Annotated in this window: 25 protein-coding genes and 2 pseudogenes; 1 reads left to right on the top strand and 26 read right to left on the bottom strand. The window is 72.1% G+C overall.

Features of this window, described 5'->3' with window-relative positions; translation table 11 throughout:
* Position 1: 1 nt before the first annotated feature.
* From ACN28A_RS23150 to ACN28A_RS23100, 11 genes are all read right to left on the bottom strand, one after another.
* Positions 2-460 carry an NUDIX hydrolase gene (locus ACN28A_RS23150; RefSeq protein ID WP_421397943.1) on the bottom strand — a complete coding sequence of 153 codons (459 nt, stop codon included), beginning with the start codon at positions 458-460 and terminating at the stop codon, positions 2-4.
* Positions 461-652: 192 nt separating this feature from the next.
* Positions 653-1,300, bottom strand: a complete 648-nt coding sequence (lepB, locus tag ACN28A_RS23145; protein WP_421397941.1) for a signal peptidase I — start codon at positions 1,298-1,300, stop codon at positions 653-655.
* The gene (lepB, locus tag ACN28A_RS23140; RefSeq protein ID WP_421397938.1) at positions 1,297-2,223 is read right to left on the bottom strand and encodes a signal peptidase I; all 927 of its coding nucleotides are present in this window, start codon (positions 2,221-2,223) and stop codon (positions 1,297-1,299) included. The genes lepB (ACN28A_RS23145) and lepB (ACN28A_RS23140) overlap by 4 nt, the downstream gene beginning before the upstream one ends.
* Positions 2,224-2,419: 196 nt before the next feature.
* Positions 2,420-2,776: a 50S ribosomal protein L19 gene (rplS, locus tag ACN28A_RS23135; protein WP_278060222.1), complete on the bottom strand. Its 357-nt coding sequence runs from the start codon at positions 2,774-2,776 to the stop codon at positions 2,420-2,422.
* Between the two features lie 141 nt (positions 2,777-2,917).
* Positions 2,918-3,694 carry a tRNA (guanosine(37)-N1)-methyltransferase TrmD gene (trmD, locus tag ACN28A_RS23130; protein ID WP_421397935.1) on the bottom strand — a complete coding sequence of 259 codons (777 nt, stop codon included), beginning with the start codon at positions 3,692-3,694 and terminating at the stop codon, positions 2,918-2,920.
* 50 nt (positions 3,695-3,744) lie between these two features.
* Positions 3,745-4,308: a ribosome maturation factor RimM gene (gene rimM, locus ACN28A_RS23125; RefSeq protein ID WP_421404597.1), complete on the bottom strand. Its 564-nt coding sequence runs from the start codon at positions 4,306-4,308 to the stop codon at positions 3,745-3,747.
* Between the two features lie 18 nt (positions 4,309-4,326).
* The gene (locus ACN28A_RS23120; protein ID WP_199853371.1) at positions 4,327-4,587 is read right to left on the bottom strand and encodes an RNA-binding protein; all 261 of its coding nucleotides are present in this window, start codon (positions 4,585-4,587) and stop codon (positions 4,327-4,329) included.
* The gene (gene rpsP, locus ACN28A_RS23115; RefSeq protein ID WP_421397933.1) at positions 4,562-5,029 is read right to left on the bottom strand and encodes a 30S ribosomal protein S16; all 468 of its coding nucleotides are present in this window, start codon (positions 5,027-5,029) and stop codon (positions 4,562-4,564) included. The genes ACN28A_RS23120 and rpsP overlap by 26 nt, the downstream gene beginning before the upstream one ends.
* Positions 5,030-5,296: 267 nt before the next feature.
* The gene (locus ACN28A_RS23110) at positions 5,297-6,163 is read right to left on the bottom strand and encodes a carbohydrate ABC transporter permease (RefSeq protein ID WP_421397930.1); all 867 of its coding nucleotides are present in this window, start codon (positions 6,161-6,163) and stop codon (positions 5,297-5,299) included.
* Entirely contained in the window at positions 6,160-7,164 is a 1,005-nt protein-coding gene (locus ACN28A_RS23105; RefSeq protein ID WP_421397928.1) for a carbohydrate ABC transporter permease, read from the bottom strand. The genes ACN28A_RS23110 and ACN28A_RS23105 overlap by 4 nt, the downstream gene beginning before the upstream one ends.
* Positions 7,161-8,468 (bottom strand): extracellular solute-binding protein, encoded by a 1,308-nt coding sequence (locus ACN28A_RS23100; RefSeq protein WP_421397925.1) that lies wholly within the window; start codon positions 8,466-8,468, stop codon positions 7,161-7,163. Before ACN28A_RS23100 ends, ACN28A_RS23105 begins: the two co-directional genes overlap by 4 nt.
* Positions 8,469-8,607: 139 nt before the next feature.
* On the opposite strand from ACN28A_RS23100, the gene ACN28A_RS23095 reads away from it, so the two are divergent.
* A complete protein-coding gene (locus ACN28A_RS23095) occupies positions 8,608-9,666 on the top strand; it encodes a LacI family DNA-binding transcriptional regulator (RefSeq protein WP_421397922.1) in 1,059 nt (352 codons plus the stop codon).
* A gap of 62 nt (positions 9,667-9,728) precedes the next feature.
* On the opposite strand, the gene ACN28A_RS23090 is transcribed toward ACN28A_RS23095, so the two are convergent.
* From ACN28A_RS23090 to ftsY, 15 genes and pseudogenes are all read right to left on the bottom strand, one after another.
* Positions 9,729-10,376, bottom strand: a complete 648-nt coding sequence (locus ACN28A_RS23090; RefSeq protein WP_421397920.1) for a DUF402 domain-containing protein — start codon at positions 10,374-10,376, stop codon at positions 9,729-9,731.
* 20 nt (positions 10,377-10,396) lie between these two features.
* Complete coding sequence (proS, locus tag ACN28A_RS23085) at positions 10,397-11,803, bottom strand: proline--tRNA ligase (RefSeq protein WP_421397917.1); 1,407 nt, start codon at positions 11,801-11,803, stop codon at positions 10,397-10,399.
* A gap of 156 nt (positions 11,804-11,959) precedes the next feature.
* Positions 11,960-13,039, bottom strand: coding sequence for an amidohydrolase family protein (locus tag ACN28A_RS23080; RefSeq protein WP_421397914.1), 1,080 nt, complete (start codon positions 13,037-13,039; stop codon positions 11,960-11,962).
* Positions 13,040-13,103: 64 nt separating this feature from the next.
* On the bottom strand, positions 13,104-13,682 hold the full coding sequence (locus ACN28A_RS23075; protein WP_421397911.1) for a Uma2 family endonuclease: 579 nt from the start codon (positions 13,680-13,682) through the stop codon (positions 13,104-13,106).
* A gap of 121 nt (positions 13,683-13,803) precedes the next feature.
* Complete coding sequence (gene ffh, locus ACN28A_RS23070; RefSeq protein ID WP_421397908.1) at positions 13,804-15,348, bottom strand: signal recognition particle protein; 1,545 nt, start codon at positions 15,346-15,348, stop codon at positions 13,804-13,806.
* A gap of 292 nt (positions 15,349-15,640) precedes the next feature.
* Positions 15,641-16,354, bottom strand: coding sequence for a response regulator (locus tag ACN28A_RS23065; RefSeq protein ID WP_421404595.1), 714 nt, complete (start codon positions 16,352-16,354; stop codon positions 15,641-15,643).
* Positions 16,355-16,417: 63 nt separating this feature from the next.
* Positions 16,418-17,572 carry a sensor histidine kinase gene (locus ACN28A_RS23060; RefSeq protein WP_421397906.1) on the bottom strand — a complete coding sequence of 385 codons (1,155 nt, stop codon included), beginning with the start codon at positions 17,570-17,572 and terminating at the stop codon, positions 16,418-16,420.
* Between the two features lie 65 nt (positions 17,573-17,637).
* On the bottom strand, positions 17,638-18,519 hold the full coding sequence (locus tag ACN28A_RS23055; RefSeq protein ID WP_421397903.1) for an ABC transporter permease: 882 nt from the start codon (positions 18,517-18,519) through the stop codon (positions 17,638-17,640).
* On the bottom strand, positions 18,497-19,459 hold the full coding sequence (locus tag ACN28A_RS23050) for an ABC transporter ATP-binding protein (protein WP_421397900.1): 963 nt from the start codon (positions 19,457-19,459) through the stop codon (positions 18,497-18,499). Before ACN28A_RS23050 ends, ACN28A_RS23055 begins: the two co-directional genes overlap by 23 nt.
* 141 nt (positions 19,460-19,600) lie before the next feature.
* Positions 19,601-21,142 (bottom strand): annotated as a pseudogene (locus ACN28A_RS23045) ([protein-PII] uridylyltransferase); the annotation flags it as partial.
* A 186-nt stretch (positions 21,143-21,328) separates the two neighbouring features.
* Positions 21,329-22,126: pseudogene (locus ACN28A_RS23040) on the bottom strand ([protein-PII] uridylyltransferase); the annotation flags it as partial.
* A 14-nt stretch (positions 22,127-22,140) separates the two neighbouring features.
* The gene (locus ACN28A_RS23035) at positions 22,141-22,479 is read right to left on the bottom strand and encodes a P-II family nitrogen regulator (RefSeq protein WP_196205300.1); all 339 of its coding nucleotides are present in this window, start codon (positions 22,477-22,479) and stop codon (positions 22,141-22,143) included.
* Positions 22,480-22,504: 25 nt separating this feature from the next.
* A complete protein-coding gene (locus tag ACN28A_RS23030; RefSeq protein WP_421397897.1) occupies positions 22,505-23,911 on the bottom strand; it encodes an ammonium transporter in 1,407 nt (468 codons plus the stop codon).
* Between the two features lie 230 nt (positions 23,912-24,141).
* Positions 24,142-24,969 (bottom strand): aminoglycoside phosphotransferase family protein, encoded by an 828-nt coding sequence (locus ACN28A_RS23025; RefSeq protein ID WP_421397894.1) that lies wholly within the window; start codon positions 24,967-24,969, stop codon positions 24,142-24,144.
* A 51-nt stretch (positions 24,970-25,020) separates the two neighbouring features.
* On the bottom strand, positions 25,021-26,214 hold the full coding sequence (gene ftsY / locus ACN28A_RS23020) for a signal recognition particle-docking protein FtsY (protein WP_421397892.1): 1,194 nt from the start codon (positions 26,212-26,214) through the stop codon (positions 25,021-25,023).
* Between the last annotated feature and the right edge of the window lie 20 nt (positions 26,215-26,234).

The following is a 26,234-nucleotide window of genomic DNA, read 5'->3' as shown; positions in this document are numbered from 1 at the left end:
GCTACTCGCTCTCCAGCGCCCGGCGCAGCAGCTCGGGCAGGTCGGTCGGATAGAACCGTTCCGTCGTCCGGTCCAGCTCGTCGGCGGACCACCAGCGGTGGGTGTCGATCGTCTCCTGCTCGACCGCGTCGAACCCGGCCGTGTCGACGGCCCAGGCGGCGACCCGGACCAGGAAGAAGTGCTGCTCCTGCCGGTACCAGAGGCCACCGAAGCTGAACTCGGTGACCTCCTGCCGGACGGCGGCGCCAAATTCGGCGGGGCGCAGCCGCAGTCCGGTCTCCTCGGCCAGCTCGCGGGCGGCGCCGGCCGCCGGTGTCTCGTCCGGATCGAGGCCGCCGCCCGGGGTGAACCAGTAGCGGAATTCGGGGCGGGCCGGATCCCAGCCGTGGAACAGCAGCACCCGGCCGTCGGCGTCGACCAGGAGCACCCGCGCGGCCTGGCGGGGGGTGAACACGGTCACCCGGTCAGCCTAGCCCCGCCCGCGCCGGACCCGCCGCCGACGCCGGCGTGCCGCCCCCGGACCGCCGCTGATCGGCATGGAGCGCCGCCGATCGGCATGGACCGCCGCGGTGGGCGCCCGCACGCACGGACCACCCCGGCTGCCAGGAACAGCGTCCACCCCACGACCGCCGTCGGCCCGGACGAAGCAGCTTCAGCCCTGTGGGTCGGGGACCGCGCCGTAGGGATCGGGTACGGAGAGCCAGGTGGCCCGGCCGACCGGCCAGAAGACGGTGAAGGCCCGACCCACCACCGACTCCTCCGGAATCGTCGCCAACTGGATGTCCTTGCGGCTCTGCTGCCAGTGCTCCAGCGAGTCGCCGGAGGCTGAGCGGTGGTCACCCATCACCCAGAGCCGCCCCTCCGGCACGGTGATGTCGAACTCCTCGTCGGCCGCCGGGTCCCGCACCCCGTTCTCGGTGAAGATGTACGGCTCGTCCAGCGACTGCCCGTTGATCGTCAACCGGTCCTGCTCGTCGCAGCAGACCACCCGGTCCCCGCCGACCCCGATCACCCGCTTGATGAAGTCCTCACCCTTCGGGTTGCCGGTCCACTGGGTGGGCGCCTTGAAGACGATGATCTCGCCCCGGTGCGGCGACCGGAAGTCGTAGACCAGCTTGTTGACGAGCACCCGGTCGTAGATGTCGAGGGTGTGCTCCATCGACGGCGACGGGATGTAGAAGGTCTGCAGCACGAACGCCCGGACCAGCACCGCGACCAGGACGGCCACGCCCACCAGGATGGGCAGCTCCCGCCAGAAGGAGCTGCGGGGCTTGGACTTGTCGGTCTGCTCGTCAATCACGGGTGGAGCCTACGATGCCGGGTCCGACGGAAGCGCCGGGAACGCGCGGTGACGAGCAGCGAGCCCAAGATTGGCATAGCAATTGCTGTTTCTCCCGTGTCTGCGCTGTTCTGCGGGGTGTCCGCCGGGCTGTGCCGCCCGGTGTCGGCAGGCGGTCCGCCGGGCGCGGGCGCCGCCGCCGGTCTGGGCAGTTCGTCGAAGGTGTCCGGCACCGGCAGCGAACTCCAGTGCGCGAACGGCCAGACGACCACGAAGGCCCGGCCGATGACGTTCTCGATCGGTACCGGTCCCTGGCAGCGGGCGTCCTGCGACACCAGCCGGTGATCGCCCATCACGAAGATCTGGTCCGGCGGGACCACCACCTCGTCGAACCGGCGCGACCGGCACTCCTGGCGGTTCGGCGGTACGTCCAGTGGGGAGTTCTCCAGCACGTACGGCTCGTCGATCGGGGTGCCGTTGACGGTGACCCGCCCCTGGTCGTCACAGCAGAGCACCCGGTCGCCGGGAAGTCCGACCACCCGCTTGATGAAGTCCTTCTCGCCCGGCCGGCTCACCCCGACCAGGTCGCCGATGGTTCGGCCCAGCTTGGCCACGAACCCCGGATCGGCCTCGTCGCGGACCTCGGGCGCCCAGGCGGCCGTACCCCGGAAGACCACGATCTCGCCGCGCACCGGGTCGCGCACGTCGTAGACGATCTTGTTGACCAGGACCCGGTCGCCGATCAGCAGGGTGTCCTCCATGGACCCCGAGGGGATGAAGAACGCCTGGAGCAGGAAGGTCCGGATGAGCACCGCGAGGCAGAACGCCACGATCAGCAGCAGCGGCAGCTCCTGCCACAGTGGCATCTGCTTACGGGTGCGTCGGGACCGTCGCCGACGACGCCACGGTTCGACATCGTCCTCGTCGTCCACCCTACGCACCACGCAACTCCCCGGTCCCGAGATATCGCGCCGTCACCCGCTGGCCGGGCGACGGGCACCGCGAGCGGAAGCGCGGGGTGACAGGCGACCCCGGCGGTTGCCGGGGTCGCGTCGTCTCGCGTCTGCCCGTGCGGCCAGCGTAGTCGGCGTTGGCCGGGACGGCACCCCGCGATCGCTGTCGGCGTGCCCGACGGGAGGGTCAGCCGACCCGCTTCTCGCGACGCTCCTTGATCTTGGCCTTCTTGCCGCGCAGCTCACGGAGGTAGTAGAGCTTGGCCCGGCGGACGTCACCACGGACGGTCACCTCGATCCGGTCGATCGCCGGGCTGTTCACCGGGTACGTCCGCTCCACGCCGACACCGAAGCTGATCTTGCGGACGGTGAAGGTCTCCCGCAGGCCCGCGCCGTGCCGCCGGATGACGACGCCCTCGAAGACCTGCACCCGGGAGCGGCTGCCCTCGACGACTCGGGCGTGCACCTTGACGGTGTCACCGGCCCGGAACTCCGGAATGTCGGTCCGCTGCGACTGGGCGTCGAGGGCGTCCAGGGTGTTCATCGCTGCATCCTTGAAGGCTCACGGCGCACCGGGCGTCGGCGCGCGGATGGGTGATTCTGATCTCCACGGCGAGGCCCGGAACGGCGACCCCGGCGGAGATCCTCGCAGCCGTCCGTGGCACGGCCGACTGCGGCAACCCCCCTACTTTGCCATATCGCCGGCCGGAGGCTGAAATCCGGCCCCGGCCAGCGCGCTGACGTCCCGCTCGTCCAGCCGCTCGGCGGGCAGCGCGGCAAGCATGTCGGGCCGACGCCGGGCCGTCCGGACCAGCGCCTGGTCGCGCCGCCAACGGGCGATCCGCCCGTGGTCGCCCGAGCGGAGGATCTCGGGTACGTCCTGACCGCGCCAGCTCGGCGGCTTGGTGTAGACCGGTGCCTCCAGCAGCCCGTGCGCGTGCGACTCCTCGGCCAGCGAGTCGGCGTTGCCGAGTACCCCCGGCAGCAGGCGGGTCACCGCCTCCATGATCACCAGTACCGCGACCTCGCCGCCGAAGAGCACGTAGTCGCCGAGCGAGACCTCGGTCACCGGCATCCGGGTGCCGGCGTGGTCGAGGACGCGCTGGTCGATCCCTTCGTACCGGCCGCAGGCGAAGACGAGGTGGGACTCGGCGGCCAGCTCGTGCGCCATCGGCTGGTCGAACGGGACTCCGGCCGGGGTGGGTACCACCAGGCGGCTCCCGGACTCCCGGCCGGGCGGCGCCAGGGCGTCCAGCGCCTCCCCCCACGGCTCGGGCCGCATCACCATGCCCGGCCCGCCGCCGTACGGGGTGTCGTCGACCGTACGGTGCACGTCGTGGGTCCAGGTCCGCAGGTCGTGCACGACGACGTCGAGTACGCCGGCCGCCCGGGCCCGCCCGATCAGCGACAGCTCCAGCGGGGCGAGATAGTCGGGAAAGATCGACACCACGTCGACGCGCATGCGGGGCAGCAGCCCTTCCTCTCGCTCGCCGGACCCGGAAGGAGCCTTCCTCACAGGTCCAGCAGGCCCGGCGGGGCGTCCACCACCACCCGGCCGGCGGCCAGGTCCACCTCCGGGACGATCGCCCGGACGAACGGGATCAATGCGGTACGCCCCTCCGGGCGGCGCAGCACCAGCAGGTCGGAGGCGGGCGCGTGGTCGATCCGGGCCACCTCGCCGAGGGACTCGCCGGCCGGGGTGACCACGGCGAGCCCGACCAACTGGTGGTCGTTGAACTCGTCGGGGTCGTCCGGCGGCGAGAGCTCGGCGCTGTCCACCACGAGCAGGGTGCCGCGCAACGCCTCGGCGACGTCGCGGTCGTAGACGCCGTCGAAGCTGACGAGCAGCCTGCCCTGGTGCCACCGGGCGGCCTCGACGGTGAGCCGGTCGGGCACCCGGAACAGCTCTCCGGGCGCGCCGTCGACAGGTGCCGGTGGGCGGCCGGCTGCCGCCGCCGGGTCGGTGCGCAACACCGTCCCGACGGCGAACCGCGTCTCGGGCTCGTCGGTCCGCACCTCAACGGTCACCTCACCGCGGATGCCGTGCGGACGGCCGATCCGGCCGACGGTCAGCAGCATCGAGGGGTCCGCGGGTCAGTACGAGTCGACGATGTCGACGCGTACCCCGCGGCCGCCGATCGACCCGATCACCTGGCGCAGTGCCTTCGCGGTACGGCCGCTGCGGCCGATCACGGTGCCCAGGTCCTCGGGGTGCACCCGCACCTCCAGGCGCTTGCCACGCCGGGAGTCGACCATCCGGACCCGTACGTCGTCCGGGTGGTCGACGATGCCCTTGACGAGGTGTTCGAGCGCTGGCCGGAGCGCCACGTCAGGCCTGCTCGCCGGAGTCCGCACCGGCCTGCTCCTCGGTCTTGGGCGCCTCGGCCTTGGGCTCCTCGGTCTTGGCGGGTGCCGCCTTGGCCGCCTTCTTCGCCGGCTTGGCCGACTCGGTCAGCCCGGCCGCGGCCTTCGCCTCGGCCTCGTAGGCCGCCGTGCGGTCGGCCTTCTCGGGCGCCACAAGCAGCGGCGGCGGGGCCGGCAGGCCCTTGAACTTCTGCCAGTCGCCGGTCTTCTCCAGCAGGCGCTGGACGGCCTCGCTCGGCTGGGCGCCGACCGAGAGCCAGTACTGCACCCGCTCCGACTTGACCTGGATCACCGAAGGGTCCTCCTTCGGCTGGTAGATCCCGACGAACTCGATCGCCCGGCCGTCCCGCTTGGTGCGCGAGTCGGCGACGACAATACGGTACTGCGGGTTGCGGATCTTACCCATCCGCAGAAGCCGGATCTTTACGGCCACAGTGTGTTCGCTCCTGTTGCGATTCTCACCGTCCCGGACACGGGCGGTGCGCGGGTGAGAGCCGACCGGCACAGTGGGGTTTGAGCCGGGGACTGCTCGATGGACTGGCGACGCGCCCGGGTTAGAGGGCGCCGGACGCGCGCCGGATACCAGCGACCTATTGTGCCAGACCCGGCCCGGAAAGCTCACACCGGCCGGCGAACTCGCCGGCCGGTGTGCGCTGGTGGGTGATCGGGGCAGGCCCGATCCTGACGGCGGACCGCCCCGTCACCCCTTGACCGCGCCCTGGAGACCACCGACGATCTGCTTCTCGGCGAACGTGAAGAAGGCGAGTGCCGGCAGCATCGCCAGCGAGGTGAAGGCGAGAATTCCCGCCGTGTCCGCGGTGTACTGGCTCGAGAAGTTCTGCACGCCCAGGGGCAGGGTGTGCAGATTGACGTCGCTCAGCACGAGCAGCGGCAGCAGGAAGGCGTTCCAGCTCGCCACGAAGGCCAGGATCCCGACCGTGACGAGCGCGGGACGGGACAGTGGCAGCACGATCAGCCAGAGGAAGCCGAGCCGCCCGGTGCCGTCGATCGCGGCGGCGTCCTCCAACTCGCGGGGGATCGCGGCCAGGAACGGTCGCAGGATCACGATCGTGAGCGGCAGGGCGAAGGCGATCTGCGGCAGGATCACCGCGTAGTAGGAATTGACCAGGCTCAGGTCGCGCAACATGAGGTAGAGCGGCAGGATCGCCGCGCCGGCCGGGAAGAGCAGACCGAGCGTGAAGAAGGTGTAGAGCGCCTCGCGGCCGCGGAAGGTGTACCGGGCCAGCACGTACGCGGCGCAGACGCCGAGCACCACCACCCCGAGCGTGGTGCCGAAGGCGATCACCGCGCTGTTGAACACCTGGCCCCAGAAGTCGCTGCGGCCCAGCACCCTGGCGTAGTTGTCGAACACCCACGGGTCGGGCAGGCCGGCCGGGTTCGCGACGATCTGCGGGGTGGTGCGGAAGCCGCCGACGATCACGTAGACGACCGGGGCGATTGACACGGCCGCCACCGCGAGCGCCAGCGCGTAGGTGAGCGGGTTACCCCACGACACCGGCCGGCGCTGGGACGGTCGGGGCAGGGCTGCGTTCGCGGCCACGGTCATTTCACCCTTCTGGTGGTGATGGCACCCTGGATGTCACGGCGGAGCAGGAACCGCTGGAAGAGCAGCGCCGCGACGAAGGAGATGACGAAGAGGATCACGGCGACCGCGTTGCCGTAGCCCCACAGCCGGGCGAAGAAGCCGTTGTCGACCATGTAGGTCGCCATGGTGGCCGACGCGCCGAGCGACCGAACCGCGGGCACCGAGGTCACCCAGATCACGTCGAAGACCTGCAACGAACCGATCATCGACAGGAACATCCAGATCCGGATGGTGGGGCCGAGCAGCGGGAGCGTGATGTGCCGCTGCACCTGCCACCAGCTCGCCCCGTCGATCGCGGCGGCCTCGCTCAGCTCCGGCGGCACGTTCGACAGGCCGGCGAGCAGCAGGATGATGGCGAAGCCGACGTACTTCCAGGTGAGGACGAAGAGCAGCGTCCAGATGACGATGTCGAGGTCGGCGAGCCAGGCCTGCACGAAACTGCCCAGTCCGAGCGAGCGCAGCAGCGCGTCGACCGTCCCGCCGTCGGTCAGGATCAGCTTCCACATGATGCCGACGGTGACCTCGGCGAGCACGTAGGGCACGAAGACCAGCAGCCGGAACACGGTGCGCCCGCGGAAGCGGCGGTTGAGCAGCAGGGCGACGGCCAGCGCGATCGGACCCTGCACCAGCAGCGACCCGACCACGACGATGGCGTTGTTGCGCAGCGCGTCGCGGAAGATCGGGTCCTCGAAGGCCAGCATGTAGTTGTCGAAGCCGACGAAGTCGGTGGGTGCTCCGACCCCACGCCAGCGGAAGAGGCTGTAGTAGACCGCGAAGCCCATCGGCACCAGCACGAACATCACGTAGACGATGACCGCCGGCGTGGTCAGCCCGATGATCTCGTACCACTTGCGTCGGTTGTCGGCTCCGCGCGAGGACGCCCGCCGTCGTGCGGGCCGGGCGCCCGCCGGCGGCGCGGAAGCGCCGCCGGCGGGGTTCAGGGTGGGGTTGGTGGCGGTCACTTGCGTGCGGCCGCCTTCATCGCTTCGACGACCTTCTCCGGCGTACCGTTGCCGGCGAAGATGGCGACGATCGCGTCGTTCATCGCGGTGCCGACGGTGCTGCCGAACGCCGTGTCCAGCCAGAGCTGGACGTAGGTCGCGTTCGCCGTGGCCTCCAGGATGGACTTCAGCGCGGGGTCCTCGACGGCGGAAGCCGCGTCCTTGGTGACCGGCAGGCCGGCGCCGGTGGCGGCGTAGCCCTTCTGCACGTCGGGGCTCAGGATGTACTTGAGGAACTCGACGCACTCGGCCGGGGCGTTCTTGGCGCAGGAGAACCCGTCGCCACCGCCGAGGGCGGCCTTCGGGTCACCCGCCGAGCCGGAGATCGCCGGCACCGGGAACCAGCCGAGGAACTTGGCCAGCGCCGCCTTGTCCTCGGCGACGGACTCCAGGGTGCCCTTGTTCCAGTCGCCCATCAGCTCCATCGCGGCCTTGCCGTTGGCCAGCAGGCCGTTCGCACTGGTCGGGTCGTGTTGGCCCGGGGTGGCGATGAAGTTGGGCTGGAACGGGTTGGTGTCGATGAAGGCCTTCAGGTCCTGGCCGGCCTTCACGAAGCACGGGTCGTCGAAGACGGTCTCGGTGGAGGCCTTCTTCAGGGTGTCGACGGAGCAGGCGCGCAGGGCGAAGTTGTACCACCAGTGCGCGGCGGGCCACTTGTCACCGGCGCCGAGGGCGATCGGCACCACGTTGATGGCCTTGAGCTTGGTGACCGCGTCGTTCAGCTCTTCGAAGGTGGTCGGCGGCGCGGTTATGCCCGCCTGGGCGAACATGTCCTTGTTGTACCAGATGCCCTCGATGCCCATCCGGTACGGCAGACCGTACTGCTTGCCGTCCACCGCCCAGATCTCGGTGGCGCTGCCGATGTTCTCGACCTCGGTCTTGGTCTGCTCGGTGATGTCCTTCAGGTAGTCGGCCTCCACCTGCTCCCGTACCTCGCCACCACCCCAGGACGCGAAGATGTCCGGCGGGTCGTTGCTCAGCAGGGCGGCCGGGATCCGGGTCCGCTGGAGCTGGTTGGTCTCGATCGCCTCGATCTCGATCGTGACGGTCGGGTGCAGCGCGGAGAAGTCCTTGGCGACCTTCTCCCAGTAAGTTTTGCCAGGCCCGTCCTGTGACTGGTTGTGCCACCAGGTCAGGGTCACCGGGTTCTTGTAGAGCTCTTCCTCAGCGGGCGCTTCTTCGCCGCCGCCACTACATCCGGCAGCAAGGAGTGCGCTGGTCGTAAGCAGCGCCAGGACGGTGCCCGCGCGGCCTTTCATCGCCATCGAATGTCTCCTCGACTATCAGTCGCGGTACTCACCTGAACGGCGAGTTTTACAGCCACGTAACGCGGTGTCAACCGTTGTCGATAACGTTTTCGACTCCCCTGTCACCGGGCGCTCACCGCCCTCTATCATCGTCGGCGTGGCGTTCCCGAGGCGTGTCAAGATGTCGGACGTGGCCCGTACGGCCGGCGTCTCCGTCGCGACGGTATCCAAGGTGGTCAATGGCCGGTACGGCGTGGCCCAGGCGACAGTGGAACGCGTGCAGCAGGTCATCCACCAGCTCGGGTACGAAGCCAGTCTCGGGGCGCAGAGCCTGCGCAGTCACCGCACCAACGTGCTGGGCATCCTGGTCGCCGAGTTCGAGCCGTTCTCGACCGAACTGCTCAAGGGCGCGTCGCGGGAGGTGGTCGGCACCGGCTACCAGCTGCTGGCCTACTCCGGCGGCGACGGCGCCGGCACCGCCATCGGCTGGGAGCGGCGGTCGCTGGCCCGGCTGTCCGGAACGCTCATCGACGGAGCCGTGATCGTCACGCCGACCGTGGTCGAGACCAACCAGGGCTTCCACGTCGTGGCCGTCGACCCGCACACCGGCCCGTCCGGGCTGCCCACCGTCGACTCCGACAACTTCGCCGGCGCCGTACTCGCGACCAACTACCTGCTCTCGCTCGGGCACCGCCGGATCGGGCACATCAGCGGCCGCTCCGACCTCGAGTCGGCCCGGCTGCGCGAGGCCGGGTTCCGCAAGGCGATGGCCGACGCCGGCGTACCCGTGGACGAGCGGCTGGTCCGGGTCGGCGGCTTCCGCACCGCCAGCGCCGCCGGCCCGGCCGCCGAACTGCTGGCCCTGGCCGACCGGCCGACCGCGGTCTTCGCCGGAAACGACCTCTCGGCCATCTCCACCCTCGACGTCGCCCGGCACCTGGGGCTGCGGGTGCCCGACGACCTCTCCGTGATCGGTTTCGACAACGTACCGGAGTCGGCGCTCGTCAACCCGCCGCTGACCACCATCATGCAGCCGCTGCAACGGATGGGAGCCGAGGCGTTGCGCCTGCTCATCGACCTGGTCGGCGGCATCGAGCGGGACACCCACATCCGGCTGCCCACCGAACTGGTCATCCGGGCCTCCTGCCGCCCGTACGCCCCTCCCCGGCAGGCGGGACCGGCACTGTCCGCCAACGTCGCACCGGCCGGCAGCTGAGCCGGACCGGCGGACGAGCCGAGCCGGGCCGGCATCGGTCGGGATGCTCGGCGGTCGGGGGTTCAGCGCACGGGCGGGCGGTCCCAGCCGGGCGGCAGCTCCGGCGGCGTCCAGGCCGGGTCGGGAACGAAGTCGCACCAGGTGCCGTCGAACGGAAACTGCGCCGCCTCGACAACCTTGATCACCCGCTCGCCCTCGGCGCGTACCGCCGCCGCGTCCGGCACCCAGTAGTGCTCCGGGAGCGCCAGCCGCTCGGCGAACTCCTCCTCGTCCTTCCACGCCCAGGAGTGGTCGGGCCGGACCACCACGTCGAGGTCCTGGTCGACCATGTCGACCCCGGCCAGGCCACCGTCGTCCCAGCGGACGCCGTGCTCCTCCAGGTTGACGTACCAGCTGGCGAACCGGTCGGCCTCGTCCCGGAAGAACCAGACCGAATGGTCCGCGCCGGCCGGCAGGAACTTCAGCACCGGCGGACCGGCCCAGGTGGCGACCCGCAACCGGTAGTGGTCCGAGGCGACCCACTCGGCGAACGGCATCGCCCGCATCCCCCGGCCGTCCGCGCTGACCTCGCTGGCCACCTGGGTGCCCCGGGCAACCCAGAGCAGCAGCCCCCGATCGTCGTCGCTCACCACCCGGGCCGGGCGGACCCAGCCGATCCGCCCCCGCCGGACGTTGCGGTGCACGACCACTCGGCCCGGCGAGAAGCGCATCGGAGGCACACCCAGCCGGATCAGTAGGAACGGGCCAGGATGGCGGTCAGCTCCGGCTCGTCCTCCGAGTCCGGCACCGAACCGTCGGCCCGGCGCAGGCAGCGCACCGTCACGCCCTGGGCGTTCGCGGTCGCCTCCCCCTCGACGCCGACCGCCGACCACGGTACCCGGGCGAAGCCGGTGCCGGCCGCCTCGATCGCCTCGGCCAGCGAATCCACGGAGACGGTGTGCGACTCGCGCCGGGCCAGCGCCTCGTCGTAGAGCGCCTGCTGGTCGGCGTCGAGTGCGGCGAGCACCCCGGCGACCACGTCCGGCACCGGGACCGGGGTCTTCGCGCCGGTGGTCCGGCGGACCAGCACCGCGTTGCCGGCGGCCAGGTCGCGGGGACCGAGCTCGACGCGTACCGGATAGCCCTTGAGCTCGGCGTCGACGGCCCGGCGGCCGAACGGGGTGTCCACCCGGTCGTCCAGGGCGACCCGGACCCCGGCGTCGCGCAGCGCGTCGCAGAGCTTCGCGGCCGCCTCGGCGACGCCGTCGCCGGCCTTCACCACCATCACGTACGCCTGCACCGGCGCCAGCTTCGGCGGCACCCGCAGCCCGTTGTCGTCGCCGTGGCACATGATCAGGCCGCCGAGCATCCGGGTGGAGCTGCCCCAGGAGGTGGTCCAGGCGTGCTCGACGCTGCGCTCGGCCGAGGTGTAGGTGATGTCGAAAGCCCTGGCGAAGTTCTGTCCCAGCTCGTGCGAGGTGCCCATCTGCAACGCCTTGCCGTCACCCATCATGCCTTCCAGGGTGTACGTGCGGGTGGCACCGGCGAACCGCTCCCGGGCGGTCTTCAATCCGACCAGCACCGGGATGCCGAGCACCCCGACCATGAAGTCCTCGTAGACCTCGTGCAGGATCTTCCGGGCGTACGCCCGCGCATCGGCCTCGTCGGCGTGTGCGGTGTGCCCCTCCTGCCAGAGGAACTCGCTGGTCCGCAGGAAGACCCGGGGACGCAGCTCCCAGCGCACCACGTTGGCCCACTGGTTGAGCAGCAGCGGCAGGTCGCGGTAGGAGTCGACCCACTTCGCCATGAACTCGCCGATCACCGTCTCGCTGGTCGGCCGGACCACCACCGGCTCGGCGAGCTGCTTGCCGCCACCGTGCGTGACCACCGCCAACTCGGGCGAGAAACCCTCGACGTGCTGCGCCTCCCGGCGCAGGTAGCTCTCCGGGATGAAGAGCGGGAAGTACGCGTTCTCCGCGCCGGCCAGCTTGATCCGGGCGTCCATCTCGGCCTGCATCCGCTCCCAGATGGCGTAGCCGGCCGGTCGGATGACCATGGTCCCCCGCACCGGGCCGTTGTCGGCGAGCTGCGCCTTGGCGATCAGGTCCTGGTACCAGCGGGGGAAGTCCTCCGCACGGGGAGTGAGCACGCGTGCCATGAGGGCACATCCTATGCGCCGTCGCCGGAGCCGACGCGCCCGACCCAGGCGCGGAGGGAAGGGCCCCTTCTCCTCGCCCTGTCGCAGGAAGGCCCTCGCTGCGGCGTAGTCCGTCGACGGTGCCGTCGCCGTAGACCCCGGGCCGGTGAGGCTGGATCAGCGCAGCAGCCGGCCGCGCAGCACGATCCGCTCCGGTGCGCGCACCACGCGCAGGTCGGTGCGCGGGTCGGTGGGATAGACCACCAGGTCGGCGAGGCCGCCCTCGACCAGGCCGGGGAAGCCGAGCCAGTCCCGGGCCCGCCAGGAGGCGGCGGCCAGCACGTCGACCGGGGACATCCCGGCCCGCTCGTGCAGCAGCAGCATCTCCTCGGCGGCCAGCCCGTGGTCGATCCCGCCGCCCGCGTCGGTGCCGACGTAGATCGGCACGCCGGCCTCGTACGCCGCCCCGACCACCGCCGGGAAGTTGTCGCGGAGCGCGAGCATGTGTTTGGCGTATCCGGGGAACTTCGCGGCGGCCCGCTCGGCGATGTCGCCGAAGGTGGCGATGTTGATCATCGTGGGCACCAGTGCGGTGCCCCGCCGGGCCATCTCGTCGACCAGGTCCGGACTGAGCCCGGTGCCGTGTTCGACCGAGTCGACCCCGGCCCGGACCATCAGCTCGACCCCGACCTCGGAGAAGGTGTGCACCGCGGCCCGCGCCCCGGCGGCGTGCGCGGCGGCCACCGCGGCGGCCACGGTCTCCGCGTCCCAGGACGGCGCCAGGTCGCCGACCTCCCGGTCGATCCAGTCGCCGACCAGCTTGACCCAGCCGTTGCCGGCGCGGGCCTGCTCGGTCACCGCCGCCGGCACCTCGGCCGGCTCGACCTCGACCGCGATGCCCCGCAGGTAGCGCCTCGGCGGCGCGACGTGCCGGCCCGCGCGGGCCAGCCGGGGCAGGTCCGGCTCGTCCTCCAGCTCCGGGTACGCGAACGGCGAGCCGGCGTCCCGGATCGCCAGCACCCCGGCGTCCCGGTCGATCCGGGCGAGTTCCCGGGCCTGGTCCAGTGAGGTGATCGGCACCGACCCCGGGGCGATCCCCGGGTGACAGTGCGCGTCGACGAGGCCGGGGAGCACGAAACCGCGGTCGGCCACCGTCACCGCACCGGGCACCGGGGTGAAGGTCACCCGGTCACCGACCAGCCACAGGTCGCGGACCTCGTCGTCCGGGAGCACGACCCCTCGTACGTGCAGCGCCATGCGCACATTCCTACCCGATGGAAGCCCGGCGCACCGCCGGCGCCCCGGCACGGCCCGCCGGGGATCACCGCTCGGCGCGGTCCCGCAGCCCGGCCCAACGGCTGGTCAGGGCCGGCAGGTCGACGGTGACCTTCCACGGCCGCTCGGTGGTGAAGACGTCGTCGGTGTGCGCGGCCGGCTCGTACTCGCCGGTCGGGCCGAGCACGAACTCGGTGAGGGTCATCCGCTCGTGCAGCGGGTCGACCACCCAGTAGGTCGGCACCCCGGCGTGGCCGTAGACCCGGGCCTTGTCGTACATGTCCCGGAAGGTGGAGTCGGGCGGGATGACCTCGACCGCGAGGACGGCGTCCCGCACCGGGACCGGGCTGCGGGTGACGTGCTCCGGGCGCAGTGCCACCACGTCGGGCCGGGGCTCGTTGCGCCGGTCGACCCGCATGGACAGATCGATGCTGACCACATACTCCGGCGGGCAGTTGGCCCGTAGTGCGAGCAGGATTTCGACACAGAGGTCCTGGTGCAGGTGGGTGGGGGACGGCACGATCAACCTTCCGTTGATCAGTTCGTACGGAAGGTCCTTCGGCAGCTCGCCGAGGTCGTCAACCGTCCACTCCTGCCGCTCCGGCAGCATCGGCGCCGCGGTCATGACCACTCCTTCCCGGTGACGCCGTCACCCTACGCGGTCAGGCTATCGCCCACTGTCCCGAACGACGGACAGCGTGTCCGTCGCCGCTGGCGTCCGGGTCGGCCGGCCGCCAGTCGTGCCGTCACTTGTCGTTCGGGCGCTTGCCGAGCTTGTTGAAGTCCAGTTTCGGCAGCTTAAAGCCGGGCGGCAGGCCCTGGCCGCCGCCCGGCAGCGCGTTCGGGTCCAGCCCCGGCGGCAACTGCGGCATGCCGCCCGGGAAGCCGCCGGCCGGACCGCCGACCCGGGGCCGGCCGCCGCCCTTGGTGCCCTTGCGCTTGTTCTTCGGCGACTTGGTCGCCTTGCGCCGGCCGCCGGGCAGGCCCATCATGCCGCCCATCTGCTTCATCATCTTCTGCGCGTCGGCGAAGCGGTTGAGCAGTTGGTTGACGTCCATCACGGTGACCCCGGAGCCGTTGGCGATCCGGGCCCGCCGCGAGCCGTTGATGATCTTCGGATTGGTCCGCTCGCCGGGGGTCATCGACCGGATGATCGCGGTGACCTTGTCGAAGTGCTTGTCGTCGACCTCGGCCAGCTGGTCCTTCATCTGCCCCATCCCGGGCATCATGGCCAGGACGTTGGCGATCGGACCCATCCGGCGTACCGCGATGAGCTGGTCGAGGAAGTCCTCCAGGGTGAACTGCTCGCCGCCCATCAGCTTGGCGGTCATCTTCTCTTTCTGATCGGCGTCGAAGGCCTGCTCGGCCTGCTCGATCAGGGTCAATACGTCGCCCATGCCGAGGATCCGGCTGGCCATCCGGTCCGGGTGGAAGACGTCGAAGTCGGCCAGCTTCTCGCCGGTGGAGGCGAAGAGGATCGGCTGGCCGGTGACCTGGCGTACCGAGAGCGCCGCACCGCCGCGGGCGTCACCGTCGAGCTTCGACAGGACCACGCCGGTGATCCCGACACCGTCCCGGAACGCCTCGGCGGTGCGTACCGCGTCCTGACCGACCATCGCGTCGATCACGAAGATGACCTCGTCCGGGTCGACCGCGTCGCGGATCGCGGCGGCCTGCGCCATCATCTCGGCGTCGATGCCGAGCCGGCCGGCGGTGTCCACGATGACGATGTCCCGGGCGGCCCGCCGGGCGTGCTCCAGCGACGCCTTGGCGACCTGGACCGGGTCGCCGACCCCGTTGCCCGGTTCCGGCGCGAAGACCTCGACCCCGGCCCGGCCGCCGAGCACCTGCAACTGGTTGACCGCGTTCGGCCGCTGGAGGTCGGCGGCGACAAGCATCGGCTGGTGTCCCTGCCCCTTCAGCCAGCCGGCCAGCTTGCCGGCCAGGGTCGTCTTACCCGAACCCTGGAGACCGGCGAGCATGATCACCGTCGGCGGCTGCTTGGCGAACTGCAACCGGCGGCCCTCGCCGCCGAGCACGGCGACGAGTTCCTCGTGGACGATCTTGATCACCTGCTGGGCCGGGTTGAGCGCCTGGGACACCTCGGCGCCCCGGGCCCGCTCCTTCAGGCTGGCGATGAAGGACTTGACCACGGGCAGGGCGACGTCCGCCTCCAGCAGCGCCAGCCGGATCTCCCGGGCGGTGGCGTCGATGTCGGCGTCGGTGAGCCGGCCCTTGCCGCGCAGCTTGGTGAAGATCCCGGACAGGCGGTCACTCAAAGTGTCAAACACGGCGCAGCATCCCGTTTGTCGTATTTACCCGAGCATGGCAGGGCCGAGACACGGGTTCCCGGCCACCGCAAGGGTAGCCGCCCGCATCCTCCGGCGCCTCCACCCCGTCCGAGCCGCCGACGCCGGCCCGTACGCACAGCCGGGGCAGCTCGACACTCCGGCGACGAACTCCGACCGGGCCGTCGACACCTGGCGGGCGCACAACCGGGGCAACTCGACAGCGCCGTGGGCGAACATCCCCGACCGGCCGGGCCGGGGAGCCGGGCCGGCCGGTCGCGGCCGTGCCGGCGGGTCAGGGCTCGACCAGACCCGACTGGTACGCGTACACGACCAGTTGGGCCCGGTCCCGGGCGCCCAGCTTGACCATCGCCCGGCTGACATGGGTACGCGCGGTCGCCGGGCTGACCAGCAGCCGCCCGCCGATCTCGTCGTTGCTCAGTCCCTCGCCGACCAGCCCGACCACCTGCCGTTCCCGGTCGGTAAGGGTGTCCAGCCGAGGGTGCGGGCGGAGCACCCGGGACGGCCGGGTGGCGAACTCCCGGACCACCCGACGGGTCACCGACGGGGAGAGCAGCGCCTCGCCACCGGCAACCAGCCGGATCGCCCGGAGCAGTTCCACCGGCTTGGTGTCCTTGGTCAGGAAGCCGCTGGCACCGTGCCGGAGCGCCTCGAAGACGTACGAGTCGAGTTCGAAGGTGGTCAGCACCACCACCCGGGTACCGCCCAGTTCCGGGTCCGCCACGATCCGCCGGGTCGCCTCGATGCCGTCGATGCCGGGCATCCGGACGTCCATCAGCACGATGTCGGGTCGTTCCCGCCGGGCCACCGCCAGCGCGCCCAGCCCGTCGGCCGCCTCACCGACCACCCGCAGATCCGGTTCACTCTCCACCAGTGCCCGCAGGCCCAGCCGGACCAGGTCCTGGTCGTCCGCGATCAGCACACCGATCGTCGTTCCGCTCTCCCCGGTCGCCCCGCTCTCCCCGGTCGCCCCGCTGTCCCCGGTCATCCCGCTCTCCCCGGTCGTCCCGCTGTCTCCGGTCATCCCGCTGTCCTCCCGGACGGTCCTCGATCAGTCTCGTGCCGGCGCGGGCAGCCGCGCGAAGATCCGGAACCCGCCACCGGGACGCGGCCCGACCTCCAGGGCGCCGCCGAGGGCATCGAGCCGCTCCCGCATTCCGGTCAGCCCGTGCCCGGCGCCCGGCCCGGCCGCCCCCGCAGCGCCGTGCCCGGTGTCCAGCACCTCGACGGTCACCTCGGCCGGCAGGTATCCGATCCGCACCGTCGCGCTGGCGGCACCGGCGTGCCGCAGCACGTTCGTCAACGCCTCCTGCACCACCCGGTACGCGGCCAGGTCGACCGCCACCGCCAGCGGCCGGCGGTCACCGGCGATCTCCAGGGTGACCGGCAACCCGGACCTGCGCAGCCGGTCGGTAAGCGCCGCCACCTGGTCCAGTCCGGGCACCGGCGCCCGTTCGACCGCGGCGTCCCGACGGACCACCGAGAGGGTCACCCGCAGTTCGTCAAGCGCCTCCCGGCTGGTCCGGCTGATCGCGGTCAGCGCCGTCTCCGCCTGCTCCGGCCGCTTCGACAGCAGGTGCAGGGCGATCTCGGCCTGCATGTTGATCGCGGCGAGCCCGTGCCCGACAACGTCGTGCACCTCCTGGGCGATCCGGAGCCGTTCGTCGTCGGCGATCCGCCGGGCCTGCTCGACCCGGGCCTGCGCGGCGGACTGCCGGTTGACCCGCACGGTGGCGCCGACCGCGAACGGTACGACCGCCCACGCCGAGCCGGGCAGGAGCCCGACCAGCCCCTGTGGGGTGCCCCGGACCGACAGCACCGTGTGGGCCAGCAGCACCACCAGGGACACGGCGGTGCCGACCGCCGCCGGACGTACCGGCAGGTGCGCCGCCACCGTGTAGACCGCGACCAGATAGCTGAGCAGCATCGGCCCGTACGGGTAGCCGACCACCAGGTACGTCGAGACCGCCAGGGTGCAGAGCGCCAGCGTGCCGAGCGGCCGGTAACGGCGTACCGCCAGGCTCAGCGTGCCGAGCGCGATCAGCAGGTAGCCCCAACCGTCCACCTCGGTCGCGCCGGGCAGGTTCCGGCCGATCACCGTGCTCGCCGGAACGGTGATCGCGAGCAGTCCGACCGCCAGCGCGCCGTCGGCCAGCCGGACCCACCCGCCCGGCCCGGCTCCCGCCGTCGGCTCGGTCGAGGTCATCGGCGCCGCGTCCGGGTCATCGGTGCCCCGTCCAGGTCATCGGTTCCGCCTCCCGGGTCATCGGTTCAGAGGATGTCACGCCGACGGAGCACGGCACCGGCCAGCAACGCGAATCCGACCAGGTAGCCGGCGACGGTCAGGGCCGCCTGCCCGCCGCCGACGACCTGCTCGACCCCGGGCGTGCCGGGACCGGCGCCGAGCGCGGCGACCAGGGAACCGGCCGTCGGTCCGGGCAGCCCCTTCTGCGCCTGCGCCACCCAGTCGAGCAGCGGCGCGGCGAGACTGGCCAGCAGGTTCTGCACGGCCAGCAGCCAGACCAGTCCCAGCCCGACCGGCAGCGCCACCCCGCGCAGCAGTACGGCCAGCAGCACCCCGAAGGTCGCCCACATCATCGCGACCAGCCAGCCCGCGCCCACGCCGACCGCCAGCTCGCCCGGCGACGGCCAGTGCACCGGCTGCCCCTCGATGCCGGCGACTCCCGCGCTGGCGGCGGCACCCGAGACGAAGATCGCCAACACCGTGACCAGGGTCGCCACGGCCAGCGTGCCGAGCTTGCCGGCGTACCCGACCAGCCGGGGCGGGCCCTGGGTGAACAGGGTCTTCCAGGTGCCCCAGCCGTACTCGCCGCCGACCGTCAGCACGCCGAGGATCAGCATGATCGCGCCGAGGAAGATCGCCAGGCCGCCGATCGAGTTGCCGACCAGCTCCGCCGGCAGCAGTCCGGTCAGCCCGTCCCCGGCCGCCTCCACCGGGCCGCCAGAGCCAGAACCAGAACCTGGGCCGGGGCCGGCCGGCTCGGCGCCGTCGACGTATCCGGCGTACGGGACCAGGTAGGTGAAGGTCAGGCTGAGCACCAGGGCCACCGCCAGCAGCAGCCAGTTCGCCGGCCGGCGGACCAGCTTGACCAGCTCGGCGGCGAGTACGTCAGGCAGTCGCCGGAACGCCATGTCCGATCTCCTTCGTCGTCCGGTCGGCACCGGCGGCCTCGGTGCCGCCGGTGAGTTCGAAGAACACCTGCTCCAGATCGCGTTCCCGGGGACGCAGCTCGCGTACGGCCAGCCCGGCCTCGACGAACGCGGCGTTCAGCCAGGCGGCCCGTTCGGGTTCGACCGCCAGGTCGAGTCCGCCGTCGACCACCCGGACCCGGTCCGGGCCGAGCAGTACCCGGGCGCGCTCCTCGGCGGCGCCGAGCGGGTCGACCAGCACCCGCAGGCTGGCCGTGCCGCGCAGCTCGGCGACGGTGCTCTCGGTGACCAGCCGTCCTCGGGACACCACGCCGACCCGGTCGCAGATCTGCTGTACCTCGCCGAGCAGATGGCTGGAGAGCAGCACGGTGCAGCCGCCCGAGGCCAGTCGGCGGACCAGCGCGCGCATGTCGGCCATCCCGGCCGGGTCCAGCCCGTTGGTCGGCTCGTCGAGGATCAGCAGCCGGGGATCCTTCAGCAGCGCGGCGGCGACCCCGAGCCGCTGCTTCATCCCGAGCGAGTAGGTGGCGTACCGGTCACCGGCCCGGTCCGTCAGGTCGACCAGTTCGAGCACGGTGCGGATCCGGATCGGCGGAACGCCGGCGTACCGGGCCAGCACCCGCAGGTTGTCCCGGCCGGAGAGGTAGGGGTAGCAGGCCGGTCCCTCGATCAGCGCGCCGACCCGGTCCAGTTGACCGGGTGCGCCGGGTGGCCGGCCGAAGAGCCGGACGGTGCCGGCGGTGGGGCGGACGAGGCCGAGCAGCATGCGCAGCGTACTGGTCTTGCCGGCGCCGTTCGGGCCGAGGAAGCCGTACACCTCGCCGGCCCGCACGGTGAGGTCGAGCGAGTCGACGGCGACGAGTTCGCCGTACCGTCTGCTCAGGCCGATGGTCTCGACCGGATGGGATGGGGTTTCCGTCATGGCTCCGACGATCCCGCCCGGCGGGCCCGCCGGCATCGCCCGGCAGGCGGCCCCGCGACTACGTCCGCTGACGTAGCCGCACCGGCCCGCCGTTCCGTGCCCGCCGTTCGGTGCCTGCCGTGCCGTGCCCGCCGGGGCGGGTCAGCCTGCGGCGGCGGCCAGCACCGCGGCCTCGACCCGGTCCCGCTCGGCCTCGTCGGGCCAGCTTCCGACCAGGTAGAAGGCGTCGACCACGTCGCCGCCGAGGGTGGAGATCCGGGCGGCCCGGACCTGGGCACCGGCCTCGTCGAGTGCGCTGGTGACCCGGTAGAGCAGGCCGCCCGCGTCGGCGGCGCGCAACTCCAGCACCACGGCGTCGGTGGCGGCGGCCCGGTGCCAGACCACCCGGGGTGGCGAGCCGCCGCCCCGGGCCGCCAGTGCGCGCCCGCGCAGCCGCTGGGTCACCGAGACGTCCCCGGTCACCGCCCGCCGCAGGTCGGCGGCGAGCGCGACCGGGTCCGGCGGGGTGCCGTAGCGCGGTTGCACCAGAAACTCCACCAGGGCGGTCTCCTCGACCATGCAGGCGTCGGCGGCCAGCACCTCCAGCCGGTGCAGGGCCAGGCAACCGGCGACCGCGGCGAGCAGGCCCCGCCGGTCCGCCGCGGCCACCGCCACCCGGTCCCCCTCCAGGTGTACGGCCGGCAGCGGCCCCGCCACCAGCGCCGGGTCCGGGTTCGGCGGCTCGGGAAGCTGGCCGGTGTCGAGCCGGGTGTGCACCCGGCGGACCAGTTCGGCGATCAACCGGGCCTTCCAGTCCGACCAGGCGGCCGGCCCGGTCGCCCGCGCGTCGGCCCGGGCCAGCGCGTGCAGCAGGCTCAGCGTCGTGCTGTCCTGCACCGCCTCGGCCACCCCGGCGATGGTGACCGGGTCGGCGAGGTCCCGCCGGGTCGCCACCTCGGGCAGCAGCAGGTGCAGCCGGACCAGCTTCTCGATCAGTTCGACCTCGGCCGGCGGCAGTCCGATCCGGGCGGCGATCCGGGCCGCGATCGGCGCACCGACCTGGCTGTGGTCGCCGCCCAGCCCCTTGCCGACGTCGTGCAGGAAGGCGGCGAGCAGCAGCAGGTCGGGCCGGTCGACCTCGCGGGCGTACCCGGTCGCCTCGGCGGCGGCCTGCACCAGGTGCCGGTCCAGCGTGTAGCGGTGCACCGGATTGTGCTGCGGCAGGCTGCGCATCCGGGGCCACTCCGGCAGCCAGCCGTCGACCAGGCCGTACCGGTCACAGGTTTCCCAGGTGGTGACCAGGCCGGGACCGGCGCCGAGCAGGGTGATCAGGGCGGCCCGGGCGGCCGGCGGCCACGGTGTCGGCAGCGGCGGGCAGTACGCGGCCAGCCACTCGCAGGTGGCCCGCGCGATCGGCAGCCGGGCGCTGGCCGCGGCGGCGGCGACCCGCAGCGACAGGCTCGGGTCGGGGCGGGCTCCGATGGCGGTCCGGGCGAGTACGAGTTCGCCGTCCTGCTCGACGACGTCCCGGGCGACCGGGCGGCGCAGCGGCCGGCCGTCGGCGCCCCGGCGCCGCCCGGAGCGGAGCCGGTCGGCGGCCCGCCAGGCGTCGTCCAGGGCGTGGCTGATGGTGCGGGCGTCCCCGGCGACCTGGCGCAGCAGCGCGTCACCGGGCTCGGCGGTCCCGCCCACCGGTTCGGCCGCCTCGGGCAGCAGTTGGCGGGGCGGACCGTCGGCGCCGCCGCGCCGGGGCGGACCGGCGCCGCGCTGACCGCCGACAACAGCGTGCTGACCGCCGCCGGCGCCGTGCTGACCGCCGCCGGCGCCGTGCTGACCGCCGCCGGCATCGCGCTGGCCATCGCCGACGCCGCGCTGGCCGTCACCGCGCCGGGGTGGGCGCAGACCGAGCAGGTCGGCGACCGCGGCCCGCTCCTGGGCGAGCAGCCGGTCGACGCGGCGGCCGACCGAGGTGTGCAGGGCGTCCCGGGTGTCGAGCATCCGCAGATGCGCGGCCCGGACCGCCGGGCGGAGCGTGTCGCTGATCCCGGCGAAGGCGATGGCCCGGAGCAGCGCGACGTCCCGCAGGCCGCCGGCCGCCTCCTTCAGGTCGCCCTCCAGCAGGAAGGCCAGTTCGCCGTGGGCCTGCCAGCGGGTCGTGGTGACCTCGCGCAGCGCCGGCAGCGCGCGTACGGCGGTCCGCCGCCACTGGTCGGCGGCGGCGCCGACCAGCCGGGCGGAGAGTTCGCGGTCCCCGGCGACGTGCCGGGCGTCGAGCAGGCCGAGGGCGACCTTGACGTCGTCGTGCGCGACGGAGAGCGCCTCGGGGATGGTCCGCACCGAGTGGTCCAACCCGAGCCGGGCGTCCCAGATCGGATACCAGAGCGCGGCGGCCAATTCCTCCATCCCGGGCACTCCGGCGTGCAGCAGCACCAGGTCCAGGTCGCCGCAGGGCGCGCACTGCCGGCGGCCGAGTCCACCGACCGCGACCAGGGCCACCCCGTCGGTCGCGGTCGGGTCCGTCCCGCCGCGCCGGCCGGCGGTCTCCCGCAGCCCGGCCGCGAGCAGCCCGGTCAGCCAGGCGTCGAGCGCCGCCGCACGCTGCTCGCGTGCGGCGGCGCCGATGCCGGGGATGACCAGGGGCTTCGAATCGACCTGACCGGTGGTCAGCGGCACGGGTCCCCTGGTCATCAGTGATGATCTCCCTAGAGCGCGTCGAGGCCGCGCTCGCCGGTCCGGACCCGGATGACGTCCTCGACGCCGGTCACCCAGACCTTCCCGTCACCGATCTTGCCGGTACGGGCGGCGGTGACCACCGCGTCGACCACCTTGTCGACGTCGATCTCGTCGGTCAGCACCTCGACCCTGATCTTCGGCAGGAACTCCACCGTGTACTCGGCACCCCGGTACACCTCGGTGTGGCCCTTCTGCCGTCCGTACCCCTGGACCTCGCTGACGGTCAGGCCGGCCACGCCCAGGGCGTGCAGCGCCTCCTTGACCGCGTCCAGCTGGTACGGCTTGATGACCGCAGTCACCAGCTTCATATCCAACCCCTCCATCGCAGAAACGTTAGCCGGCGACCTTCTCGCTGACCGGGGCGGCGGGCTCGGCCGCCGGGGTGCTGCTGTTCGGCGTGCCGATTCCGGCCATGGCGAACGCGCCGCCACCGCTGCCGGAGGCCGTGGAGAGGTCGTACCCGCTCTCCGCGTGCTCCGCGATGTCGATGCTGTCGACCTCGGCCTCCTGGGAGACCCGGAAGCCGATGGTCTTCTGGATCACGAAGGCCAGCAGCGCGGCGACGGCGAAGGACCAGACGGTGACGATCAGGCCGGCCAGGGCCTGCCGACCGAGCTGGGTCGCGCCGCCACCGTAGAAGAGTCCGTCCGACGCACCGATCACGTCGGTGATCGCGCCGTTGACGCTGTTGGTGGCAAACAGGCCGAGCCAGAGCGAGCCGATCCAGCCGCCGACGAAGTGCACGCCGACCACATCGAGGGAGTCGTCGTAGCCGAGCTTGTACTTCAGGCTGACCGCCAACGCGCAGACCCCGCCGGCGACCAGGCCGAGGAGTACCGCCGCCCAGGGGGCGATGAACCCACAGGCCGGGGTGATCGCCACCAGGCCGGCGATGGCGCCGGAGGAGGCGCCGACCAGGGTCGGCTTACCGCCCTTGATCCACTCGACGATTATCCAGCCGAGCACTGCGGCGGCGGTGGCGAGCTGGGTGTTGATGAAGGCCAGGCCGGCGACCGAGTCGACGGTCAGCTCGGAACCGGCGTTGAACCCGAACCAGCCGAACCACAGCAGACCGGCACCGAGGGCGACCAGCGGGATGTTGTGCGGCTTCATGACCTCCTTGGGCCAGCCGAGCCGCTTGCCCAGCACCAGCACCAGGCCGAGCGCGGCGGCACCGGCGTTGATGTGCACCGCCGTGCCACCCGCGAAGTCGAGCGCCTTCAGGTGCCCGTCACCGGCACCGATCAGGCCACCGCCCCAGACCATGTGCGCCACGGGGAAGTAGACCAGGGTCGCCCAGCCGAACGCGAACAGCAGCCAGCCGGCGAACTTGGCCCGGTCGGAGATGGCGCCGCTGATCAGCGCGACGGTGATCACCGCGAAGACCATCTGGAACGCCATGAAGACGTAGAGCGGGACGCCGATGCCGCTGGGGTTCTCGGCGGTCGCTCCCCACAGGTCGGTCTCGGCGAGGAAGGTCTTGGTGCCGAGGTACTGGCCCGGGTCGCCCCAGAAGCCGTTCACGTCCGTGCCGAACGCCACGCTGAAACCGTAGAACCACCACAGAACAGAGATGAGCCCGATGGCGGAGAAGCTCATCATCATCATGTTGAGCACGCCCTTGGACCGGTTCAGGCCGCCGTAAAACAGCGCCAGACCGGGCGTCATGAGCAACACGAGCGCCGTCGACACCAGCAGCCACACGGTGTTGCCGGAGTCGATCGTCGGTGCTTCAGGCACGCTGGCCTCCTAAAGTTGGTTACCCTCCTTCCCGGCCCACGAAAGGCAGCATCGCCCGTACGCCGGTTGCGCGGAAGCTTCCTGGCTGGAGGTTTCACGCGTGGTGCCCACTTGGTTTCCAAGGGGTCACGGGTTGTTTCCAACGTGTGAAGAAGTCCGCACTATCGATGGAACGGACAGGGGCATACCAGCCGAATAGCCCGGCATGGATGTACGGAAAGCGACAACGGCTACCTGAGCGCGTACTCCAGGGTGTGCCGTTCGTAGTCGAGCAGCCGCAGATCGCGCATCGGCCGCCGGAGGTGGCCCTTGTGCACGATCCGGACGAACGCCGGGTCGCCGGCCGCCGCCATCCGGCGGATCCCCTCCACGTGGTCCACGATCCGCTTGCGGATGGTCCGGACCAGCCGGTGCCGGTCCCGGGGGATCAGCCCGTACGCGTCGGCGAAGAGCCGCAGCCGGCGCGGGCGGTTCGGGCGTTGCCAACCCAGGGTGTAGGAGTCCCGGTCGGAGAAGAGCGGCACCCAGGTCCAGGCCGCGTACGCCACGTCGTAGATCCGGGCACCCGGCGAGGCGAGGTCGAAGTCGATCAGTGCGAGGGTGCCGTCCGGCCGCCAGATCACGTTGTGCGGGGCGGCGTCGTGGTGGCAGATCACCTCGGTGTCCGGCGGCGGCGGCCCGAACGACCGCCAGACCGCGTTCGGCGGCGGCTGGAAGCCGTACTGCGCGTCGTGGAACATCCGCAGCATGGTGGCGACGGTGACCAGCGCCTCGTCGGTGACCCAGTGCGGGGCCAGCGGGTACTCCCCGCACTCCCCCTCCAGGTACGACAGCACCTCGCGGTTGCGCGAGTCCATCCCGAGGGCCCGGGGCGAGCCGGTGAAGCCGACGTACTCCAGGTGCCGGAGCAGGGCGTGCACCGACGGGGTCCACGGGCCGGCGTTGCGCCGGACCGTGTCGCCCACCCGGACGACGGTGCTGACGTTCCCGCCGTGCAGCGGGATCTCCTGCGAAGTCACGTACGTCTCTCCTGTGCAGCGGCGCTGGACCAGCGTCACCGGACCCGCCCGGGGCAACCGGGCGGGGTTTTGCGGGGCAGTCCCCCGAGATTACGCGTCCACGCCAAGCGGCTCGGTGCCGAGGAGCGCGTCGACGAACTGCGCCGGATCGAAGGGGGCGAGATCGTCCGGTCCCTCGCCGAGCCCGACCAGCTTGACCGGGATGCCGAGCTTGCGCTGCACCGCGATCACGATTCCGCCCTTGGCGGTGCCGTCGAGCTTGGTCAGCACCACGCCGGTGACGTCCACCACCTCGGTGAAGACCCGGGCCTGCTCCAGACCGTTCTGCCCGGTGGTGGCGTCCAGCACCAGCAGGGTCTCGTCCACCGGGCCGTGCCGGGAGACCACGCGCTTGATCTTGCCCAGCTCGTCCATCAGGCCGATCTTGTTCTGCAACCGGCCGGCGGTGTCGATCAGCACGGTGTCGACGGACGACTCGATTCCGCGCTGCACCGCGTCGAAGGCGACGCTTGCCGGGTCCGCCCCCTCGGGACCCCGGACCACCTCGGCACCGACCCGGCCGGCCCAGGTGGTGAGCTGCTCGGCGGCGGCGGCCCGGAAGGTGTCGGCGGCGCCGAGCAGTACCGTACGGCCGTCGGCGATCAGCACCCGGGCCACCTTGCCGCAGGTGGTGGTCTTGCCGGCACCGTTCACCCCGACCACCAGCAGCACCGCCGGGGTCTCGCCGTGCCGGGTCGCCCGCAGCGACCGGTCCAGGGTCGGGTCGAGCACGTTCACCAGCTCGGCGGCGAGCAGCGCCCGCAGCTCGGTCGCGGTTCGCGTGCCGAGCACGGCGGTACGCTCGCGCAACCGGTCGACGATCTCCCGGGTCGCCTCGACCCCGACGTCGGCGCCGATCAGGGCATCCTCGATCTCCTCCCAGACCTCCTCGTCGAGGTGGTCCCGGGAGAGCAGGCTGAGCAGGCCCTTGCCGAAGACGTTCTGTGACCGGGAGAGCCGGGCCCGCAGCCGGACCAGCCGGCCGGCGGTCGGCTCCGGCCGCTCCACCACCACCGGCGCCTCGACCTCGGTCGGTGCCGGTGGCGCCTCGGCGGGCGGGGTCAGCACGTCCGTCGGCACCGGAGGGCTGGGGGGCACCGGCGGGACCGGCGGGGCGGGCGGGATCGGCGGCAACGGCGGGGCGGCCCGACCGCCCCGGCGGGTCACCACCAGCCCGACCGTCAGGCCCACCGCGAGCAGCACCAGCACGCCGGCCACGACCAGCATGACGACGAGGTTGTCCATACGGCCGATCCTGTCAGACG

Origin of the sequence: Plantactinospora sp. WMMB782 (genome assembly GCF_049179135.1) — a bacterium.
GTDB lineage: Bacteria > Actinomycetota > Actinomycetes > Mycobacteriales > Micromonosporaceae > Plantactinospora.
The sequence above is the reverse complement of the archived record's forward strand: the minus strand, read 5'-3'. Positions and strand labels throughout refer to the sequence as shown.